Genomic DNA, 19,604 nt, shown 5'->3' on the forward strand with positions numbered 1-19,604 from the left:
GAATCCTGGAACTTTCGCCGGTGTCAACCTCCTCGTGGACCTCGCCGCGCGCCATCACGCCGGAACGCGCGCGCGGCCGTCGAGCAGGCGGTCGACGAGCGCGTCCACCTCGAGCTCTGCCCTCGCGATAGACGCCCTGAGCCGCTCGTCGGCGAACTCGTCGTACTCGATCGCCACGGACGCCACGTCGGTGACGCCGATGTAGCCGAAGGCCGTCCGGATGCTCGGCTCGACGTGGTTCATCGCCTCGATCCGGCCGCCGCTGCCGTAGCCGTGGTCGCCGCGCGACGTCAGGATCACGAGCTTCTTCCCGTGCCCGGCCAGGAGCGGCCAGTAAGGCTCGCCCGGCCGCGAGCGGTCGAAGCCGAACGTGCGCCCCACGCGGACGATGTTGTCGATATAGGCCTTGAACTGCGCCGGCACGTTGAAGTTGTACATCGGCACGCCGGCCACGAGGATGTCCGCGGCGAGGAGCTCGTCGACGAGCGCGTCGCTCTCCGCGAGCACCTGCCTCATCCACGGCTCGCGCAGGTGAGGCTTCGTGAAGGCGGCCTGGATCCACGGGCCCGTCACGGGTGAGGGCGGGCTCTGCCCGACGTCCCGATAACGGATCTCGTCTTCTGGACGCGCCGCGCGCCAGCGCGCCACGAAGCGGGCGGTGAGGCGTCGGGTGTGAGAGCCGTGCCGGCTCGTGCCCGAGGTGTCCGGACGAGCGCTCGAGTCGATGTGCAGGATCGTGGCCATGGTCTGTCTCCTCGCGTGGTGGGGGCGCTCTCGTGGGCTCGGGGCGAGCGCTCCTCGTGCGCGCTCCTCGGCGCGCGCCCGGGCGTCTCCCTCGGCGCGGGGCGCCGGCCGCGGCCGGAAGGCGTCCAGATCCGATGAAGTGACCTCATCTGTCCAGCGCCGCGCCAGCCCCGGGTCGCTCGGCTCTCGTGCCCACGGATCGCGCATTTCCACGGCGAACATGCGTCGCGCCCGGCCGGATGACAAATGCGTAATTCTCAGCTGATAGATGAATTTGTATCATCTATGATCCCCGCATGCGAAGGCTCCCTCCGCTCACCGCGCTCCGCGCCTTCGAGGCCGCCGCGCGCCACCTCAGCTTCAAGCGGGCCGCCAGGGAGCTCGGCGTGACGCCGACCGCGATCAGCCACCAGGTCCGGCTGCTCGAGGAGACGGTCGGCGTCCGGCTGTTCGAGCGTCACGCCCGGCAGGTCCTGATCACGCGCGAGGGGCAGCTCCTCTATCCGGTGCTCCGCGACGGGTTCGACGCGTTCGCGAGGGCGCTGGACGAGCTCGCCGCCCGCCGCTCGCACCGTTCGATCACCCTGTCTGCCACGACCGCGTTCACCGCCAGGTGGCTGGTGCCCAGGGTCGCGGCCTTCCGCGAGGCGTGCCCTGGGTTCGACCTGCGCCTCCTCGCCTCGGACGAGCCCGTCGATCTCCACGCGGCCGAGGCCGACGCCGCGATCCGTTACGGGCGCGGTCCGTACCCGGGGCTCGCCGCCGAGGCGCTGATCGCGGATCGCTTCGCGCCCGTCTGCAGCCCCGGGCTCGACGTGCGCCGCCCGGAGGACCTGCGCGGCAAGCCGCTGCTCCACTTCGAGTGGCGCCGCGTCGACAGCGACACGCCGACATGGCGCCTGTGGCTCGAGCGCGCCTGTCTCTCCGGCGTGCGCGCGGACGGCGGCGTCACGTTCTCCGACGAGGGCCACGCGATCCAGGCGGCGATCGCCGGGCAAGGCGTCGCGCTCCTGAGCCTGGTCCTCGTCGCCGACGAGCTGAGGAGCGGCTCGCTGGTGCAGCCGTTCGGGCCGGAGCTCGACGGCTATCGCTATCATCTCGTGCACCTCGAGGGCGCGGCGGCCCGCGAGGAGATCGCGGCGCTCCGGGGCTGGCTCGCCGCGGCGGTGACGCCCTGAACGACGAGCGGCGGCGGGCTCAGGGATGCGCTGCGCAGCGGCGTATCCCCGCGATCGGCTGCCCGCGCGGGCGCCGGCGTTTGCCTTGACAGGATCGAGCCGTCTTGCTCTTCCTGTCCCCGGGACGAGGGGCGCGCGCCCCGCGAGGGCGCGCATCCCTGCGTGGACCCGGCGCTGCAATCACCACAGGAGATAGCGATGCCTCTCGATCACTACGTCACGATTGGCCACTCGGGGCTCCGCGTGAGCCCGTTCTGCCTCGGCGCGATGACCTTCGGGGAGGACCTCGGCTGGGGTACGAGCGTCAAGGACTCCGAGGCCATCCTCGACAGGTTCGTCGAGCGCGGCGGCAACTTCATCGATACGGCGAACCTCTACACGCGCGGCCACTCGGAGAAGATCATCGGGGATCACGTCGGCCGCCACGCGAGCCGGCGCGACCGGCTGGTGATCGCCACGAAGTTCTTCGGCAACCTCCACCGCGGGGACCCGAACGGCGGCGGCGCCAGCAGGAAGTCGCTCATCTCGGCCTGCGAGCAGTCGCTGCGGCGCCTGCAGACCGACTATATCGACCTCTACTGGATGCACTGCTGGGACAAGTACACGCCCATCGAGGAGACGATGAGCGCGCTCCACGATCTCGTGTCCTCGGGCAAGGTCCGCTATATCGGCGTCTCCGACACCCCGGCGTGGAAGGTGGCGCAGGCGCAGGTGCTGGCGCAGTTCCGCGGCTGGTCGCCGTTCATCGCGCTGCAGATCGAGTACTCGCTCGTCGAGCGGACGGTCGAGGGCGAGCTCCTCCCCATGGCCCGCGAGCTCGGGCTCGGCGTGACCCCCTGGTCGCCGCTGAAGAGCGGCGCGCTGAGCGGCAAGTACACGCGGGAGAACGCCGGCAAGCAGAAGGCGGACCGGGGCGCGTGGGCGATGAGCGCCCTGAACGAGCAGACCTATACGATCGTCGATGAGCTCATCAAGATCAGCCGCGAGCTCGGCTCCACGCCCGCGCGCGTCGCGCTCGCGTGGGTGCAGTCGCGACCCGGCGTGACGTCCACCATCATCGGCGCGCGCACCATGGCGCAGCTCGACGACAACCTCGCCGCGCTCGATCTCTCGCTCTCTCCGAAGCACGTCGAGGTGCTCGACGCGCTCTCGCAGCCGAAGCTGAGCTTCCCCGTGGACTTCCTGCGGGGGGCCGCGACCTTCTCGCACGCCGGCGCCACGGTGAACGGCGAGCCCTCGACGGCGACCGACATGGTGCCGAAGGACGACAGCCAGCGCTACTGAGCCCGGCGCGCGCCGCTCACACCCAGCCGGTCGCGCTCCGCAGCAGCAGCCCCAGCCCGAGCGACGCGCCGTTCGCGAGCGCCGAGGCGGCGACGGCGCGCAGGGCGGGCAGGTCGCGCAGCGCGAGCCGGTAGACGCCGAGCTCGAGCAGCACCGCCCAGAGCTCCGAGAGCGCGAGCCGCGTCGTGGCGCCGAGCGCGAGGGCGGGGAAGATGAACCACACTGCCGGGTGGCTCGCGACGTTGGCGACGGCCACGAGCGCGGCGCGACGCCACCGCGACGGCTCCGCCGGGCCGAGCAGCGGCGTGGCGACGGCGAGCTCGACGAGCAGCGTCACCGCGAACGCGCGCGACCAGGCGACGACAAGCGGATCGGTGAAGACCCGGGTCATGGCGCGGCCGGCGGCGCGGCGACCTCGGGCCGCCCGCGCTCCGCCGCGCGCGCCGCCCCGACGGGCTCCGGGCGTGCCCGCGCGGCGCCCCGGCCGACGTCGCCGCGGACATAGAAGTACGCGAGCAGCGCGAGCTCCAGATACCCGTGGAACGAGGCGAGCGACAGGACCAGGTTGCGCGTGCCGAGCGCGCTGCGCGTCGCGCCGAGCAGCACGAGGCCGGCGGCGAGCGCGACGGCCACGAGCCCCGCGTCGCCGAAGTCGCGCCGGAGCGAGCGCGCCGACATGCGGAACGTCGTCGTCCGCTGGCCCGGGCCGTCTTCCTGCGGGATGAGCAGCAGCCAGACCGCGTAATGCACCGACTGCAGGAACGCGTAGCTCGCGGTGAGCGCCACCGCCGCGCGGGTCGGCAGCCCGGGCGCGAGCCAGTCGCTCGCCAGGAAGAGGTGCAGCCCGAAGGCGTCCAGCCACCCGGCGCGCAGCGTGAGCGAGGTCATGGCGCCGCTCGCGAGCAGCGCGGTCCCGGTCAGGACGAGGCCGAGGGGCAAGGCGACCGCGCGCACCTGGCGGCGGAAGAGCGCGAGCCACAGCGCGAGCGCGACGAGGTTGTGCGCGTGCGCGAGCCCGAGCCGGAAGCCGCGGGGCGCGGCGAGCGCCGCCGCCGACAGCGCCACGGCGGCGGCGGCGGCGAGCGCGGCGCGCCGCCACGCGCGCGACGCGAGGGCGCCGGCGAGGACCGCGGCGCCGAGCCAGGCGGCGAGCAGCGCGTGCTCGGCGCGGAGCAGCGCCGCCGCCGAGCCGAAGAGCTCCTGGGCGGCCCGCAGCCCGATCAGCGCGGCGCAGGCCGCCCAGACGACGCTGCGCCACCACGACGGCAGCCCGCGCCGCAGCACGAGGTAGCGCACGTCGGCCGCGACGTGGAGGACGCCGAGCAGGACGGGCCCGAGCACGAGGAGCGCGCTCGGCGCGAAGACCGCCATGGTGAAGGCGCCGACCGCGTTCACCGCGGCGAGGGCCGCGATCCTGCGGTCGGGGCGCGCCACGACCGCGAGGGCGAGCTCGCTCCGCCGGAGCAGGCCGAAGACATACCGCCGCGCGCCGTCGAGCGGCGCGGCGCCGCGCTCGAGCAGGCTGGCCTCACGCGCAGGCTGTCGACCGAGCGCACGCACGGGCGGGCGCTCGGCTCAGCGGCGCCGGCGGGCGGCCGCGAGCGCCGCCGCGCCGCAGAGCAGCATCAGCCCGGCCATCGTGCCGCCCGAGGCGGCGCTGCTCGTGGCGCAGCCGGCGTCGTCCGAGGACGCGGTGTCCGTCCCCGCGCTGCCGGTGCCCGAGCTGCCGGTGCCCGAGCTGCCGGTGCCCGAGCTGCCGGTGCCCGCGCTGCCGGTGCCCGCGCTGCCGGTGCCCGCGCTGCCGGTGCTCGCGCTGCCGGTGCCCGCGCTGCCGGTCGACGTCGAGCTCCCGCCCGCGGCCGTGCACCGATTGCAGTCGTATTCGACCGTCGTGACGCCGCCGTCCGGGTCCGGCACCGCTCGCTGGCACTTCTGCGTCGTGCACGTCCCGGGCTCGTCGGCCGCGGGGCCTGCATTGCTACAGCTCGATCCCGGCGTGTCGCAGGTGTCGGGCGGCGCGATGTCCGCGTGCGCCGGAGCGGCGAGCAGCGGCGCCGCGAGCAAGGCGGCGAGGCCCACAAGGCACGAGAGCTTCATCATCCCGCCACGGTGTGCCTTCTCCCGGAAAACCGCAAGAACGAACCACCGGCCACGCGGCGCGGCCCGCGGGGAGCCATGGTGCCTGGCGGCACGGGCCACGGCCTCCATCAGAGCGGGAGTCGTGCGTGGTGCATCGGACGACGATGAAGTCGTCGCCGTCCGACGGACCGATCGTATCCTCCCTGCCGCCTCCGCCGTTCCCGCGTCGAACACCGCCCTTGTCCATGCCGCGCACGGAGGCGAGATGGTTCCCCCTCCCCGCGTGGCGGTCGGCGCGTCGTTGTCCCCGGAACCGTCGGTGTCGCTGGGGCATCCGGCGATGACGAACTCATCATCACGCGACGCGTCCGGGCGCGGAGATCCCGTGCGAGCGTGCAGCGACCGGGCCTGCGCGCGCCGCGCGAACGGCTCTTCAGAACTTCAGCCCATGTGAAACGCTTGAATGCGCGCGCCCGCGCGTTGCGTCCGGGGGCGCGGCGCGATAGGCGATGTTCATGAACATCGCTCCTTGGCTCGGCCTCGCGGCGGCCTGCCTCGTCGTGGCGTGCTCCGGGCAGTCGGACGACGATCAGGACAACCAGGGCAGCTCCACGGCCGACACGACGACATCGGCGACGGCGGGGAGCGGCGGCGCGGGGGGCGATGCGTCGGTCGCGGGCTCGACGTCCACGACCGGCTCTCCCGTCGGCTCCGGCGGCGGCGAGGCGCCGCAAGGCGCGGGCGGCGCGCAGGGCGGGGGCGGCGTCGCCGGGGCAGGGGGCAGCGGCGCCGGAGGCGACGGGGCCGGGGGCGGCGGCGGCTCGGCCGGCGGGAGCGGCTGCGACCCGGCCGTGGCGAGCGCGAACAGGGAGCTCGTCGGGAAGGCCATCGACGAGCTGTTCGTCGAGAAGGACATCACGGCGGCCGATCGCTACTGGGCCGATCCGTACCTCCAGCACAACCCGATCGCGACGAGCGGCGTCGCCACGTTCAGGAACCTGATGCGCGGGATCGTCTCGTCGCCGTCGTTCAGGTACGAGCGCCTGCGCACGTTCGCCGAGTGCGACCTCGTGGTCGTGCAAGGCCGCTATTCGCAAACCGGCGTGATCTTCGACATGTTCCGCGTGAAAGACAGCAAGATCATGGAGCACTGGGACTCCGACGCGAACCAGGCCTCGGGGACCGAAGGCCCGACGGAGATCGAGGACGAGGCGCTCACCGCGCAGAACCGCGCGCGCGTGCTGGGCTTCATCGACGCCGTGCTCGTCGACGGGGAGCATGCGCGCGCCCCGGAGTTCCTCGGCGCCGGCTACGTCGAGCACCGCGAGACGAGCGCGACCGGCCCCGCTGCGCTCCTCGAGTACGTGGAGGACGAGGACATCCGCTACGTCGAGGTGCACCACGTCATCGCCGACGGCAACTTCGTATTCACCCTCTCGGAAGGAGAGCGCGGCGGGGCGGCCTACGGCTTCTATGATCTGTTCCGCGTCGAGGGCGGCGACATCGTCGAGCACTGGGACTCTCGGCGCGCGGTGCCCGCCTCGACCATGAGCGGGCTCGAGATCTTCTAGCGCACCGATCAGCTTGAAACGCCCGGGAATGAAGAGATTTGAACCACAGAGGACACAGAGGGCACAGAGGAACAACAAAGAAACTCTGTGCCTCTGTGCCTCTGTGCCTCTGTGGTTCGTTTTCTCGGGATTTCAATCTGTTCGGAGTCCTGGTCTACCGCCGCATCGCCTGAGTTCCTCCCTGGTTGCGCGAGAGGCGTCGCGCGGAGGACGATGCGCTCCCGGGGCGGGGAGGCGCGGTCGATCAACCGGCCTCTGCGGGGCGCAGCGACGCGCCGATGCGCGTGAGGTAGTCGCGCACGCGGGCGAAGCCTTGGAGCAGGTGTTCGTGCACCTGCTCTTCGGTGTTGGCCGAGGTGATGGTGATCCTCAGCTCCTCCTTGCCCTTCGGAATCATCGGGTAGGGCCCGAGCGTCAGGAGCACGCCGGCGTCGAAGAGGATACGCGAGGCTTCGAGCAGCCGCTCGTTGTCCCCGCACCACACGCTCACGATGGGAAAGTAGTTGTCATTGTCGACGTGGAACCCGAGCGCGCGCAGCCCATCGACCGCCAGCCTGGTCAGCCGGTAGAGGCGGCGGCGGAGCTCGTCGCCGCGCGCCGCGTTCACGTGAATGGCGGCGAGCAGGGTGGCGAGCGACGCGGTCGGGCACGGCCCCGAGAGGTCGTACGGCGTGGCGTAGGCCTTGAGGAAGGCCTTCGTCGTCTTGCTGCACGCGACGCCGGCGGCCAGCGACGAGAACGCCTTCGAGAAGCCACCGACGTACATGATGCCGTCCGACTCGTAGCCGAGGCCGTGATGCCGGACGACACCGTTGCCGCGGAAGCCATAGGGCATCTCCGCGGTGGGCCGCTCGCCGACCACCCCGAAGCCGTGCGCGTCGTCGACGTAGACGGCCGCGCCGTACTCCCTGGCGAGCGCCGCGAGCCGGGGCAGATCGACGTATTTGCCCGTCATGCTGTACACCCCGTCGACCAGGATGAGCTTCTTGGTGGCGGCGCGGTGCGCGCGCAGGTGCTCCTCGAGCCTGTCGAAGTCGTCCTGCGGAAAGCTCAAGAGCTTGCAGCCGCTGTCGCGGGCCATCTTGGCGGCCTGGTACATCGTCATGTGCCCGAACTTGTCCAGGAACATGACCCCATCCTTGCCCATGAGCGCCGGGATCACGCCCACGTGGACCAGCGTCACGGTGGGCAGGATCAAGAAGTCCTCGGCGCCGACGAGGCGCGCGAGCTCCTCCTCGCAGCGGGCGTACAGGTGCGGGCTGGCCACGAGGCGGCACCAGCTCGGGTGCACGCCCCATTCCCGGAGCGCGGGCTCGACCGACGCGATGATCTCCTCGTCCAGGTCGAAGCCGAGGTAATTGCACGACGCGAAATCCGCGATCCAGCGCTCGCCGACGCGGATCATGCGGCCGTCGAGCTGCGCCGCGTCGGCGTCGAACATCCGGCTCCGCTGCATCACCTCCTGGATGCTGGCGCGCTGGCTCTGGAGGTTCTCGCGGATGATCTCGTCAAGTACGTTGTTCATCGCTGGCGCTCCGTCTGTGCTCTCCGAGTGCGGATGAGGAGCTGGCGGTCGACCTTGCCGGTGGATGTATAGGCGAGCTCGCTCACCACGATGATCTCCCACGGAAGCATGTATTGCGGCAGCCGCCCCTCCAGGAAGCGCATCACGTCCTCGGGTCGCACCTGGGTCGCGCCCTCGCGCGGGAGCACGAAGGCGTGCAGCGTGCTGCCGTAGCTCGGGTGAGGGATGGGCACGACGACGGCCTGCGCCAGCTCGGCGTGCTCGGACAGCGCGGTCTCCACGTCGCCGAGCTCGACCCGGTGGCCGCGCGTCTTCACCATGTTGTCCAGGCGGCCATGGTAGATCAGCGTGCCGTCGGGCAGGCGGCGCCCGTAATCCCCGGTGCGCCAGAAGTAGGCCGGGTAAGGGTGAAACGGGCTCGCGACCAGCCGCTCTCGGGTCAGCTCGTCCTTGCCGAAATACCCCACGCAGACCGTGGCTCCACGCACCCATAGCTCGCCGAGCTCGCCCGGCGCGCACCGGCGGCCGCCCTCGCCGACCACCTCGATCTCCGTATCGTCGACCTCGCGCCCGATGGGGATCGGGGCGTCGCCCCGGGGCGGCTCGCGGACCCAGTGACACGTCACGATGTTGGTCTCGGTCGGGCCGTAGATGTTGGCCACGCGCGTGCGGGGCAGCGCGGCCATCACCTTGCGCAGGAGCGCCGGCGGAAAGGGCTCGCCTGCATACATGATCACCCGCAGCGGCACCGTGGCGTCGAGCCCGCCCTTCTCGAGCAGGGTTACGAACGTCGAGGGCGTCGTGTAAAGCACCGTGGCGCGCTCGTCCCGCAGCATGGCGACATACTCGCGGTGGCGCTGCGTCGAGCTCTTGCCCGCCTCGCGGGCCTTGCGCCGGTCCTTGATCAGGAGCGTCGCGCCGGCCGCGAGCGTGTTGAATACGTCGAAGACCGAGAGGTCGAAGCTCAAGGGCGCGCGCGAGGCGACGCGATCATGGCGGTCGATCTCGAACTCCGCGGCCATCCAGTCGACGAACGTCCGCGCGTTGCGGTGCGTGAGCATCACGCCCTTGGGCACGCCGGTCGAGCCCGAGGTGTACAGGATATAGGCGAGATCGTCCGACAGGATCGGCCGCCGGGGCGGCGCCGCGGGCGGGAGCGAGAGGACCTCGGACCACGCGACGAGCCGCGCGCGCGCCGAGGCCTCGGCGGACGCCGGCGGCTCTGCGCCGAGGAGCACCAGCGCCTCGACGCCGTCGCAGCGGGCTAGCTGCTCCCAGTCGGGATAGGCGACCGGATCGATGAGCAGCACGCGCAGCCGCGCATCAGCGATGATCTCCGCGAGCCGCGCGGGCGGGGACTGCACGTCGAGCGGCACATAGGCGCGCCCGGCCGAGAGGATCCCGATCGCCGCCGCGACCGAGTCGCGGGTGACGTCGGCCGAGAGCCCCACGAAGCGGTCGTCTTCCCGGCACAGCGCGGCGCCGCCGTGGGCGCCGGCGGAGAGCAGCCGCGCCACCTTGGCGACGAGCGCCTCGAGCTCGCCATACGTCACGTCGGCGCCCTCCTCGCGGATCGCCGTGCGCGCCGCGTGGTCCCGGAAGGCGCCCGCGAGCGCCTCGTGCAGCAGGTAGGTCATCGTTCCCTCGTGCTCGTGGCGGCTATCGCTCGTAGCGGTCGACGCGAATCCCGAGAGGAACACGCGCGCGCCTGTCGCGGCGATCGACCGTACCACGCGCTCGGGGCACGCCAGGCTGCCGAAGCAGTCGAACGGAAAGAAGAGCGCTCGCGATCCAGCGCGGGGAGCGGCGTGGCCGGCGCATTCTACACCAGCGAGCGCCGCCAGTACGAGCGGGTGCAGATCCGCTGAAAGCCCAGCTTCAGCACCGCGGGGTTCGAGTGGGCGCTCGTGGCGGCCGTCTGGAACGCGAAGCGGGCGCCCCGCCCGCGCGCGAACGCGAGGCCGTGGAGCATCAGAAATGAGTACAGCCCGAGCCGGCGATAGGTCGGGAGCGTGCCGCCCTCGGCGTACAGCGCGCAATCGCCGCAGAAGCCGACGACGCGCGAGGAGGCCGGCACGCCGTCGACCAGCGCGAGGAAGCAGTGCACCTCGACACCCGGGCGGCGCCGGGCGCGGAGGTTCTGCGCGAGCTTGCGCCTGACTGCGTCGGGCAGCTCGTTGGACGCGCCGTCGACGTCGATGAAGGCGGGAAAGAGGGGGTCGTCCGGTCCGGTGAGCCGGACGGCCCGCACGCGCTCGCTCGGGAGGCGGGGCGCGCCCTCGGGCAGGGCGCTATCGGGCGCGGGGCCGCGCAGATCGAGCAGGTGGCAGTTCTCGGCTTCGCCCGGGATCTCGGCGTAGCCCGCCGCGGCGAGCTCGGCGCGCAGATCGGGAGCGCTCTCGGGATCGAGATAGACGGCGGGGGGCACGCCGCGCGCCGCATAGAATGCCTCGATGGTCGCGAGGACGTCGGGACCGGACCGCGACACGGCCTGGGCGCAGTTGTAGTAGCCCGCGTCGGCGTCAGCCATGTACGTGAGCTGGTAGTCGTCCGTGTCGACCAGCTCGTCGTAGTACATCGCGGCCCAGACCGCGTTGTTGGCGCGGACGAGGCGGTGGATCGAGGCGCTCCGAGGCGAGGTGCCGGTGGCGACCATGTCACCCCAGATCTACCGCATCGGGCGGGCAGGAAGTCAAAGCGCTTTGCTATGGCGTCACTTCTCCAGGAGGGATGCGGATCGCGTACGGTTCTCATGTCAACCAGCGCGTGCAGCGTGGCCGTACGGTGAGACCGGGAACTCAGGGTGGTCTCGAGAGCCGGAACGAGGCTCTCGGGCGTTCGCGGCCGCTCTCTCTTGCTCAGCCGGAGGTGCCGGCGGCGCCTCGGCGGGCGGCGCCTGAGAAACGGCCGCCCCCGGCTCCGGCGCAGCGCCGCCATCTGTCGAGGGCGCCGCGGCAGCCGGACGCTCCGACGGGACGGGGGGGCAGCGCCGCGGCAACCCGGGGGGGCGAGACCGGCGGAGGCCCCTGCACGGCCGCAGGGCCGGGCGACGCCGCGCGCGCACCGCAGGAGGCGGCGCCGAGCCAGAGGAGAATCGAGCCGATCGCGGAGCGAGCGTTCATGGGAATTGTACGTTTCTGTCACCGGCGAGCCGCGCTGCGCGTCGTCGATGGCATCACGGCGCCATCCTCTCATGGACCGCCCCCAGGGCGAGGCGCGGCGCTTCGCCCGGCGTCTTGCGTCCGCAGCCAGCGCGCCGCGCTGGACGGCTCAGCGCCGCGTGTCCACGGCCAGCGGTTCTCCAGTCCCGCGTCCCCCGAGCTCGCCCCTTGCTGTGATGGGAAGGATCTGGACCGCGGCGGCGTAGAGGACGCAGGACGTCCTGAGCTCTCCCCTGTATCCGTAAGTCTTCATCGCCGGCTCGACGACGCGCGTCGCGATGATCCGATCCGGCCCGTGTCGCTCTGATAATATAAACTGTGGTGGACGGCCCTTGAATTCACTGGAGCTGGCGGCCCTGGAGGGAACGTATGAAAGCGATCGTGTACACAGAGTATGGCCCGCCGGATGTCCTCCAGCTCATGGAGGTGAAAAAGCCTGCTCCCAGGGACAACGCAGTGCTGATAAGGGTGTGTGCGACGACGGCGACAGCGGCGGAGGGCACGATGCGGAGGGGCGAGCCGCTGTGGGGCAGGGTCATCCTCGGCCTGAGGATGCCGACAAGAAAAATCATGGGGCTCGAGCTCGCGGGGGAGATCGAGGCCGTGGGCAAGGATGTGTATTTACCTCTCTACTGTCTTCAAGCTGCCGCTCCTCTTCCAGTGGCTGTGGACGTCGATGGTGGGCGGCAAGAGGGCGATGTCCACGATGTCGATCGAGAAGACCGAGGCGCTGACTCTCCTTCGAGAGCTGATCGAGGCGGGCAAGCTGAAGCCGGTCATCGATAGACGCTATCCGCTGGAACAGATGGCCGAGGCTCACCGGTATGTCGACACGGGGCGCAAGAAGGGAAGCGTGGTCATCACGGTGGCGCATGACGCGTCCAGCGGGACAGCGCGGTAACCCGCCGTGGAGCAGCGCCGCTTGCCGCTCGGTTCCGGTCAGAGCGGCGTGTTGTTGTTCTCATGCTTTCATCGGTCTGTTCGAAGGGGATCGAGGGGTTTATGCGCGGCGCCCGTCGCGGCTGACATCGCATGCCGCCTCGCTCGTCCAGGTCCACGATGAGCGGCCGCGGCCGGCGGCCCAGGATGGGCTGGGCGCGCTCGACACCGACAGCATAACTTTCATGTCGGGGTGACTGGTCGGGAGCGTCCAGGTCCGGTGGGGCGCCGTGTCGTCGCGACTGTCGCGCGCTCCTCCTCGTCGACCCCGCTCGTGAGCGGGCGCCGGGCAGCGTTCATGACGCGCGCCATGCAGCCGTGCCTGGAGCTGCCCCACCGGCGATGTTAGCCTCGCGCAATGGCGATCCTGGCGCAGCAGGGCGGCGCGATCCGGGCGGCGCTCGCGGCGCACGCGCTCGTGGGTCGGTCGTCGGTCTGCGCGGTGCAGCTCGAGGTGCGGCTCGCCTCCGCGGAGCACGCGCGGCTGTCGTACCGCGACGGCGCCTGGTCGGTGCGCGATCTCGGCAGCAAGAACGGCACGTTCGTCAACGGCGAGCGCCTCGCGTCCGGGAGCGCGAGGGCGCTCGCCGCGGGCGATCAGCTCGCGTTCGGCGATCCCGAGGCCACGTGGACGCTCGTCGACGCCTCGCCGCCCGTGCCGATGGCGCGCCGGCTCTCGGACAACGCGCTCCTCGCCGGCGCCGGCGCCCTGCTCGCGTTGCCCTCGGCGGACGACCCGCGCGCCTGCGTCGTGGAGATGGAGGACGGGCGCTTCGTCGTCGAGATCGAGGGACAGTCGCGCCCGGCCCAGGACGGCGAGGTCCTGCAGCTCGGGGGCGAGGCGTTCATGCTCCACCTGCCCACGCCCCCCACCGCGACGGCCGACGCCAACGAGCGCGCGAGCGGGATCGACGAGGCCGAGCTCCGCTTCCGCGTCAGCCGTGACGAGGAGGCGGTGGAGCTCACCGTGGTGCGGGGAGGCGAGGCGCGCGTGCTCGCGCCGCGATCCCACCATTACATGCTGCTCACGCTGGCGCGGGCGCGCCTCCGCGATCGCGACGCCGGGGCGCTCGCCCCGCCGCAGCGCGGCTGGGTCTTCGTCGACGAGCTCTGCCGGATGCTGTCGATGGATGAGAACAAGCTCAACGTCGAGATCTACCGCGTGCGCCAGGAGATGAGCGCCGCCGGCCTCGCCAGCGCGGCCGCGGTGATCGAGCGGCGCCGCGGCAGCCGCCAGCTCCGCGTCGGCACGGAGCGGCTCGCGGTCGCGCCCATGGATGATCCGAGGGCAGGCGCGTAAGACCGTTGTAATGGTCCTGTCGCGCCAGGCGCCTTAAACCTCCCTCGTACGACGCGCGGCGCGGCGGGAGCGACAGCCTCGCTCCCGCCGTGCGACCGCACGGGAGGAGAAACCATGTCCGCCATTCAAGATGCCATGAACGCGCTCAACAGCCAGTGGTACAACGTGCTCACCCAGCAGGCGCAGCTCGACCCGAGCGCCTTCCAGCTGGTGCAGGGCAACATGCCTGTGGGGACGACGTCCGAGCAGCTCTGGAGCATGTTCGACGCCGTCCCGCCGCGGTCGGTGTCGACGTTCTACGAGCCGGGGCAGATCAGCAGCTTCAGCCAGAACTACGTCGGCGTCATCAGCGCGCTGCTCGCCCAGGGGCAGCTGCAGTTCGCGGCCGACATGGGCGACTATTACACGCAGTGGACCGATTACAAGAAGACGATCAGCCCGCTGCCCCAGGACAACGCCGGCTGGTACAAGGCGTTCTCGGCCTGGGCCAGCGCCAACCTGCCGCAGAGCATGGTGCAGCGGGCGATCAGCGACTTCGCCACCATGCTCGAGGACCCGATCGCCACCGCGGCGGACACGCTCATCCAGGTGAGCTTCGCCCCCAAGAACCCTTCCGTGTACGTGTACACGACCACGTACGAGCAGCTCCAGCTGGCGCTCAACAAGGCGCAGCCGAAGACAATCTCGATGAACAGCGAGACCGAGTCGACCGATGTCTCGCACACCTGGGCCAAGACCGAGGCGTCGGGGCTCTTCGACATCTTCGCCGGCGAGGGCAACGCGAGCTACGAGCAGTGGACCTCGCAGGTGATCGAGGCCGGGCTCTCCATCGAGGTGAGCTTCGACAAGCTGGTCACCCTGGAGGCCGGCCCGCTCAAGCAGAAGAGCAGCGACGCCGTGCTGCGGGACTACACCCCGTGGTTCAACTCGGGCGCGCTCGGCGAGGGGTACGCGAGCAAGGACAACACGGTCTGGAAGTCGGGCGACGCGATCACGTGGGACAGCACCTTCGGCGAGAAGGGCAACCTCCAGCGCTACGCCGCGGCCCTCGTGATCGTCGACGGCATCACCATGACCATGAAGTCGAGCGCCGGCATCGCCCAGGGCAGCCAGGAGGAGTTCAAGGCGGCCGTGACCGCGGGCGTCTGGCCCTTCTTCGAGGCGCACGGCGAGGGCGGCTGGAGCAACGAGGCGACCTTCGACGACTCGGGCAACGTGACGATCACGAGCACGTGCAAGGCGGGCAACCCGCAGATCCTCGGCGTCATCGTCCTCCCCATCACCTCGATCTTCAGCTGAAAAGGAGGCTCACCATGGTCGTCGACATTCCCCCCAACGGTCAGATCTACGGACTCGGTCGCTTGAGCCCCGCGCTGCATATCTACGATACAAACAATCCCCCTGGCGCGGTGACGCGGTACGAGATCACCATCGTCGACGTGATCTCGCAGTCGCGGCAGATCGCGCCCGGCCACACGGACACGTTCCAGCCCGCGGGCAACGCCGTTTACATCCAGAACAACGGGCCGAGCAAGCTGCAGGCCCTGTACGTGGGCGCCGCGGTCAGCCCGGAGGACGCGGGCTGGGTGAAGGAGGCCGCGATGCCGGCGCAGGGCGCCTAGCGCCGGCTCGCGGCGGCTCGCGGCGGCTCGCGGCGGCTCGCGGCGGCTCGCGGCGGCTCGCGGAGTCTAGCGCCGGCTCGCGGCAGTTCGCGGAGTCTAGCGCCGGCTCGCGGCGGCTCGCGGCGGCTCGCGGCGGCCGGCACCCCACGGCGCATCGCCCGCGGGCGCCGGCCGTGGCCCGCGCGCCGCGTCCTGTCCTCATGAGCGGCCGTCCTCTCCGGCCCGAACGCCCCCGAGCGGCGGCGCGCGTGATGCCAGAGGCTGCCAGAGCCGCTCGGCGTCGCATGGCAGCGCAATCCTATGCGCATTGCGCATACGCCCGCCCGCACCGCGATGCCGGATGCCGGATGGCAGAGCACCGCGTCATCGTCGGCCCGCGCACAGGGCGGGCAGCGGAGCGCGCCGCCGAGTCGGCGTGTGTCGGCTGAAGTAGGATGCGAGCACGCAGGACACGGACCACACGCGAAACACGCGGAAAACCACGCGCCCGCGATTCTCTCCCTCGGCACCATTGCTAGAGGCGGGCTAGGTGCGCTATGCTGTGCTTTTATCATGACGCGTCGGCGCGGCACCCCACAGGATAGTCACTCCGACAAGCGGCTGGAGCCCGGCATCCATGAACGCCCGAGCACCGAACGCCGTGAGCCGATCTCCTCGCTGCGACCCGCGCCGCCGTCGTCCTCGTCGGTGCGCCCCGGCCCGCCGAGCGAGCCCTCGCCTACGTCCCGGCCCCCTCCCTCGCGCAAGGTGCGCACGATCGACATCCTCGTTCAAGGGGCGACCGTCGAGCTATTTCATTTTTACGGTGTCGCCATCGCGCCAGCGGATACCGGCGAGTGCCGCGAGGAGGCGCGCGGCCACAGCGATCCAGCGAGCATGATCGAGTTCAGCGCGCGCGGCTTCTCCGGGGTGCTGGCGCTCTCCGCGAACCCTGCCGTGTTTCGCGCCATGACCGGACTGCCGCCCATGCCCGAGGGCTTCGGCGACTGGATGCGCGAGGTCGCCAACCAGCTCATGGGGAAGGTCAAGAGCCGCCTCGCCCGGTTCCAGATCGTGCTCCACACCGAGCTGCCGCAGCTGCGCAGCCCGGGCGACGTGGACCGCCGGAGCCGGAGCTGTAAGCAGCAGTTCTGTTATTCTTTCCGGACGCTGAAGGGCGACGTCCTCGTCACGCTGAGCGGCGACTTCGACGACAGCTCCCTTGTCTTCTCGAACGCGTCCCCGCTCCCCCTCGACGGCAAAGTAATCCTCTTTTAGCGGCGGTCACCCGCTTCGGATACGGGCCCATCTCGACGTTTTCGGTGCTCGGCGTACAGGAGTACGCCTGCGCGCCGAAAACGCCGATCTGGGCCCGTCTCCTGTGCGGGTGACCGCCGCTCCGATTCGGATTCGGAGCGGAGGAGACGGCCTCGGGAGAGAGCGGAGCTAGGCGCCGCCTGCGTCGGCTGCGCCGCCAGCGCCGCCAGCGCCGCCAGCGCCGCCAGCGCCGCCTGCGCCGGCTGCGCCGCCTGTGCCCGTGGCGGCGCCGGTGCCGCCGCCGTCACCGCCGGTGCCCGTGGCTCCACCGGTGCCGGTCGCCGGACCGGTGCCGGTGCCGGTGCCGGTGCCGGTGCCGGTCGCCGGGCCGGTGCCGGTGCCCGTCGTGGTGCCGCTGCCCGTCGTGGGGCCCGGCGGGAGCGGCGTGACACACGCGTTCATGAAGACAAACTGGCCCGGATCGCAGGGGTCCGAATCCCAGCAGCCCGTCAGCAACGCTGCGGAGATGACGGAAGCGGCGACGACCAGAGCCCCATGAAGGGCGGGCGGCATCAGGCGAGATCGGTGAATGACCATCGTTCGTTCCTCTCTCCACGAGCTCACGGCGGCACGACCTGGCCGTCGCGGATGCGCGCGATCACCTTGACCGAAGGGGTGACGTCGCCGGCGGCGACATACCCGATACCGCCCACCTCGTCGCCCACGGCGCGGACGACGGCGTTGGGAGTCGTCACCTTGCGCGGCGGGCGCTCGCCGCCGCGGATCTTGCGGTCAATCCAGTAGCGGGCGACAGCGTCGGGATCGAGGCCCAGCACCGCCAGGTCGAAGCGCTGCCGCAGCGAGGAGTCCTCGGGGAGGTTCACGGGCATCGCCGACCTGCCGAACCACTCCGTTCGCGTCGTCTGGAAGATCGGACGGAGCGTGTCGCGCCCCGCCACCCGCGCAGGGTTGGCCTGGTTGACGATGACGACGATCTCTTCCTCCACCGCGAAGGACGAAGCGGATGGGGTCATGCCGAGCAGGGCCAGGAGGAGCAGAAGGGATAAACGCTTCATGGTTGCGTTGAACCTCTCTCAGAAGGCCAGGATCAGGCGGGCGAGCGCGCTCGTCGTGTTGAAATCCGGTCCCGTATACGGGTTGTCGGAGCGCAGGACCGTGGTGACCGTGTGCAGCACCTGGGTACGGAGCGTGACGTCCGGAGTGATGTAGAAGTTCAGGCCGCCGCCGAACTGAAACATGGTGTCGTGCCCGAAGAACGGCGCGTGCAGGGCGGCGCCCGTGACGAACGGCTCCATGTTCAAGAAGCTCAGCCGGTGCGCCGCCACGGCATAGGTGGAGGTCTTCCAGGCGTCCGGCGCTCCCCCCTGGCGCTTCCCTTCGTCGAAGACCTGGCGGACGACCGCCGCTTCCGCCCGGATGCGCGTCGTCCCGATGTCGAGCGAGACGTCCCCGGCCGCGATGTACTCCCGGAACGACCACGTCGAGTGGATGTCCGGCTCGAACGAGGTGAGCCTGTAGTCGACTACCCAGTCGCTGGCCCTGCTCGCGATGAACGAGGTCCCGAGCTTCAACGCCAGCTTTCCGGGGTCCTCGTAGCTGGCGTGCAGTCGGCCGCCGAACCCGCGGTTGTCGTCGAAGGCGAACGGCGCGTCCTCGTTGCGCCCGTTGCTCACATACGCATTGTACCCGAGCTCCCACGGGCCCGCGAACGTGCTGCCGTAGAGCATGAGCCCGGTCTGCCGCGTGGGAAAGATGCGCGATGAGATGAAATAGGGAATGGCGGCGGTGATGAGCACCGGGCTCCCATGGTCGACGTTGTAGATGCCGATCGGGGTGAAGAACTGCCCGACGCGCACCTTGAAGAGGTTGAAGCGCGTCCAGTCGATGTGGGCGCGCTCGATCGACACGAGCCCGCCATACAGGGTAGGCGAGCCGAGCGCGACGGCGGTCGAGTCGAAGGTCCCGTACGGGGTCGTGCCCACCCGGTACACCACGTCGGGCGGCAGCGGCGTCGTCACCGGGGTCGGGGCGCCGCCGGGCGCGGTCGTGAACCGCAGCTCCCCGAGAAAGCGAAAGTGGTCGCTCGGCTGCGCGTCGAGGTAGAGGTTCAAGTTCCCCAGCACGAAGTTCAGGGCATTCGCCTGCGGGAGGGCGGCCGCGAGGCCCGAGTTCTCCGGGACCCACATGCGCTGGACGCCGACGTCGATGAATCCGTATATCCGGAAGAGATCCCTGTTGTCGTCTGGCGCCGGTGATGCCTGCGCCTCCTCGAGCGCCGAGAGGCGCTTCTCCAGCGCCGCCGATCGCTTCTCCGCCTCGGCGAGCCGCGCCGCGAGCGCGGCCTCTCCGGCCGCGGCGGGCGCGGCAGCGGCCGCTCCCGTCGCCGGCGCCGAGGCCGAGGCCGCTCCTGTCCCTGGCGCCGGGGCCGCTCCCGCCGCGGCGGGCGCAGCGCCGGCCGCTCCCGTGGCTGCCGCCTCCGTGGCTGCTGCCCCCGGGGCGACCGCCGGGGCAGGGCTCTGCGCGTGCGCGAGCGACGCCGTGGCGAGCACTCCTCCGATGGCAGCGCTCGAAGCGCGTGCGAGGCGCCCAGCTCGCGCTCGCCGCTGTGAACTCCGACCCATCACCATTGCTTTCTCCCTTGTCCGCAGAGCTCGGTTGCGACCGGCGTGCTGCCGCACGCGCTCTTGCGGACTCGCGACCTTCGCGGGTAGCATACACAGGAACGATGGAAGAAGGTGGAGCGCATCACGGCCCTCCCCGAACGGCGCACCACAGCAAGTGAAACGTCGCAAAAAGAAAGTGCCCGAGTCAGAAAGGCGTACATGGTGTGCGAGACGTGGCGACGACGCAGTGTTCAGTTGCCCCTCTGGCCGCTTGCGATGTTCGATTCGTCCGGTGCTCCACGTGAGAGCACGGCGCGGGGCTCCAGGCGTCCGCGCAGAGT

At 70.9% G+C, this 19,604-nt stretch carries 18 protein-coding genes; 8 read left to right on the plus strand and 10 right to left on the minus strand.

The features are described 5' to 3' along the window. Positions 1 to 54: 54 nt before the first annotated feature. Complete coding sequence (locus WME89_RS06935) at positions 55 to 744, minus strand: FMN-dependent NADH-azoreductase (RefSeq protein ID WP_438008449.1); 690 nt, start codon at positions 742 to 744, stop codon at positions 55 to 57. 296 nt (positions 745 to 1,040) lie between these two features. On the opposite strand from WME89_RS06935, the gene gcvA reads away from it, so the two are divergent. After that, the gene (gene gcvA, locus WME89_RS06940) at positions 1,041 to 1,922 is read left to right on the plus strand and encodes a transcriptional regulator GcvA (RefSeq protein ID WP_438008450.1); all 882 of its coding nucleotides are present in this window, start codon (positions 1,041 to 1,043) and stop codon (positions 1,920 to 1,922) included. Between the two features lie 198 nt (positions 1,923 to 2,120). Further along, on the plus strand, positions 2,121 to 3,206 hold the full coding sequence (locus tag WME89_RS06945; protein WP_438008451.1) for an aldo/keto reductase: 1,086 nt from the start codon (positions 2,121 to 2,123) through the stop codon (positions 3,204 to 3,206). 16 nt (positions 3,207 to 3,222) lie between these two features. On the opposite strand, the gene WME89_RS06950 is transcribed toward WME89_RS06945, so the two are convergent. The 3 genes from WME89_RS06950 to WME89_RS06960 are packed head-to-tail and all read right to left on the minus strand — an operon-like array spanning position 3,223 to position 5,306. Further along, positions 3,223 to 3,597, minus strand: a complete 375-nt coding sequence (locus WME89_RS06950; RefSeq protein WP_438008452.1) for a hypothetical protein — start codon at positions 3,595 to 3,597, stop codon at positions 3,223 to 3,225. After that, positions 3,594 to 4,766 carry a hypothetical protein gene (locus tag WME89_RS06955; RefSeq protein ID WP_438008453.1) on the minus strand — a complete coding sequence of 391 codons (1,173 nt, stop codon included), beginning with the start codon at positions 4,764 to 4,766 and terminating at the stop codon, positions 3,594 to 3,596. Before WME89_RS06955 ends, WME89_RS06950 begins: the two co-directional genes overlap by 4 nt. 15 nt (positions 4,767 to 4,781) lie before the next feature. Next, positions 4,782 to 5,306 (minus strand): hypothetical protein, encoded by a 525-nt coding sequence (locus WME89_RS06960; RefSeq protein WP_438008454.1) that lies wholly within the window; start codon positions 5,304 to 5,306, stop codon positions 4,782 to 4,784. Between the two features lie 494 nt (positions 5,307 to 5,800). Between WME89_RS06960 and WME89_RS06965 the strand changes: the two genes are divergently transcribed. Then, complete coding sequence (locus WME89_RS06965; RefSeq protein ID WP_438008455.1) at positions 5,801 to 6,856, plus strand: nuclear transport factor 2 family protein; 1,056 nt, start codon at positions 5,801 to 5,803, stop codon at positions 6,854 to 6,856. 244 nt (positions 6,857 to 7,100) lie between these two features. Here WME89_RS06965 and WME89_RS06970 read toward each other — a convergent pair whose 3' ends face one another. From WME89_RS06970 to WME89_RS06980, 3 genes are all read right to left on the minus strand, one after another. Then, positions 7,101 to 8,381, minus strand: a complete 1,281-nt coding sequence (locus tag WME89_RS06970; protein WP_438008456.1) for an aminotransferase class I/II-fold pyridoxal phosphate-dependent enzyme — start codon at positions 8,379 to 8,381, stop codon at positions 7,101 to 7,103. Continuing rightward, on the minus strand, positions 8,378 to 10,018 hold the full coding sequence (locus WME89_RS06975) for an amino acid adenylation domain-containing protein (RefSeq protein WP_438008457.1): 1,641 nt from the start codon (positions 10,016 to 10,018) through the stop codon (positions 8,378 to 8,380). Before WME89_RS06975 ends, WME89_RS06970 begins: the two co-directional genes overlap by 4 nt. Positions 10,019 to 10,203: 185 nt before the next feature. Then, the gene (locus tag WME89_RS06980; RefSeq protein ID WP_438008458.1) at positions 10,204 to 11,037 is read right to left on the minus strand and encodes a GNAT family N-acetyltransferase; all 834 of its coding nucleotides are present in this window, start codon (positions 11,035 to 11,037) and stop codon (positions 10,204 to 10,206) included. Positions 11,038 to 12,155: 1,118 nt separating this feature from the next. Between WME89_RS06980 and WME89_RS06985 the strand changes: the two genes are divergently transcribed. From WME89_RS06985 to WME89_RS07005, 5 genes are all read left to right on the plus strand, one after another. Then, positions 12,156 to 12,443: a zinc-binding dehydrogenase gene (locus WME89_RS06985; protein ID WP_438008459.1), complete on the plus strand. Its 288-nt coding sequence runs from the start codon at positions 12,156 to 12,158 to the stop codon at positions 12,441 to 12,443. A 396-nt stretch (positions 12,444 to 12,839) separates the two neighbouring features. Then, complete coding sequence (locus WME89_RS06990) at positions 12,840 to 13,781, plus strand: FHA domain-containing protein (protein ID WP_438008460.1); 942 nt, start codon at positions 12,840 to 12,842, stop codon at positions 13,779 to 13,781. 114 nt (positions 13,782 to 13,895) lie between these two features. Further along, entirely contained in the window at positions 13,896 to 15,080 is a 1,185-nt protein-coding gene (locus WME89_RS06995; RefSeq protein ID WP_438008461.1) for a hypothetical protein, read from the plus strand. Positions 15,081 to 15,094: 14 nt separating this feature from the next. Continuing rightward, on the plus strand, positions 15,095 to 15,403 hold the full coding sequence (locus WME89_RS07000; RefSeq protein WP_438008462.1) for a hypothetical protein: 309 nt from the start codon (positions 15,095 to 15,097) through the stop codon (positions 15,401 to 15,403). A gap of 747 nt (positions 15,404 to 16,150) precedes the next feature. Next, positions 16,151 to 16,660, plus strand: coding sequence for a chemotaxis protein CheX (locus tag WME89_RS07005; protein ID WP_438008463.1), 510 nt, complete (start codon positions 16,151 to 16,153; stop codon positions 16,658 to 16,660). A gap of 168 nt (positions 16,661 to 16,828) precedes the next feature. On the opposite strand, the gene WME89_RS07010 is transcribed toward WME89_RS07005, so the two are convergent. Genes WME89_RS07010 through WME89_RS07020 form a run of 3 tightly spaced genes read right to left on the minus strand, consistent with a single transcriptional unit; the run spans position 16,829 to position 19,209 of the window. Beyond that, the gene (locus WME89_RS07010; RefSeq protein WP_438008464.1) at positions 16,829 to 17,236 is read right to left on the minus strand and encodes a hypothetical protein; all 408 of its coding nucleotides are present in this window, start codon (positions 17,234 to 17,236) and stop codon (positions 16,829 to 16,831) included. 23 nt (positions 17,237 to 17,259) lie between these two features. Continuing rightward, the gene (locus tag WME89_RS07015) at positions 17,260 to 17,715 is read right to left on the minus strand and encodes a hypothetical protein (RefSeq protein WP_438008465.1); all 456 of its coding nucleotides are present in this window, start codon (positions 17,713 to 17,715) and stop codon (positions 17,260 to 17,262) included. 18 nt (positions 17,716 to 17,733) lie between these two features. Then, positions 17,734 to 19,209: a hypothetical protein gene (locus WME89_RS07020; RefSeq protein WP_438008466.1), complete on the minus strand. Its 1,476-nt coding sequence runs from the start codon at positions 19,207 to 19,209 to the stop codon at positions 17,734 to 17,736. Positions 19,210 to 19,604 lie beyond the last annotated feature (395 nt).

This window comes from Sorangium sp. So ce321, from assembly GCF_051530195.1.
GTDB lineage: Bacteria > Myxococcota_A > Polyangia > Polyangiales > Polyangiaceae > Sorangium.

Bases quoted from the DNA above. Each gene is read 5' to 3' on its own strand.
- WME89_RS06970 (WP_438008456.1), bottom strand. From the start codon at position 8,381: ATGAACAACGTACTTGACGAGATCATCCGCGAGAACCTCCAGAGCCAG.
- WME89_RS06980 (WP_438008458.1), bottom strand. From the start codon at position 11,037: ATGGTCGCCACCGGCACCTCGCCTCGGAGCGCCTCGATCCACCGCCTC.
- WME89_RS07000 (WP_438008462.1), top strand. From the start codon at position 15,095: ATGGTCGTCGACATTCCCCCCAACGGTCAGATCTACGGACTCGGTCGC.
- WME89_RS06985 (WP_438008459.1), top strand. From the start codon at position 12,156: ATGTGTATTTACCTCTCTACTGTCTTCAAGCTGCCGCTCCTCTTCCAG.
- WME89_RS06995 (WP_438008461.1), top strand. From the start codon at position 13,896: ATGTCCGCCATTCAAGATGCCATGAACGCGCTCAACAGCCAGTGGTAC.
- WME89_RS07010 (WP_438008464.1), bottom strand. From the start codon at position 17,236: ATGGTCATTCACCGATCTCGCCTGATGCCGCCCGCCCTTCATGGGGCT.
- WME89_RS06990 (WP_438008460.1), top strand. From the start codon at position 12,840: ATGGCGATCCTGGCGCAGCAGGGCGGCGCGATCCGGGCGGCGCTCGCG.
- WME89_RS06945 (WP_438008451.1), top strand. From the start codon at position 2,121: ATGCCTCTCGATCACTACGTCACGATTGGCCACTCGGGGCTCCGCGTG.
- WME89_RS07015 (WP_438008465.1), bottom strand. From the start codon at position 17,715: ATGAAGCGTTTATCCCTTCTGCTCCTCCTGGCCCTGCTCGGCATGACC.
- WME89_RS06935 (WP_438008449.1), bottom strand. From the start codon at position 744: ATGGCCACGATCCTGCACATCGACTCGAGCGCTCGTCCGGACACCTCG.
- WME89_RS06965 (WP_438008455.1), top strand. From the start codon at position 5,801: ATGAACATCGCTCCTTGGCTCGGCCTCGCGGCGGCCTGCCTCGTCGTG.
- WME89_RS06975 (WP_438008457.1), bottom strand. From the start codon at position 10,018: ATGACCTACCTGCTGCACGAGGCGCTCGCGGGCGCCTTCCGGGACCAC.
- WME89_RS06950 (WP_438008452.1), bottom strand. From the start codon at position 3,597: ATGACCCGGGTCTTCACCGATCCGCTTGTCGTCGCCTGGTCGCGCGCG.
- gcvA (WP_438008450.1), top strand. From the start codon at position 1,041: ATGCGAAGGCTCCCTCCGCTCACCGCGCTCCGCGCCTTCGAGGCCGCC.
- WME89_RS06960 (WP_438008454.1), bottom strand. From the start codon at position 5,306: ATGATGAAGCTCTCGTGCCTTGTGGGCCTCGCCGCCTTGCTCGCGGCG.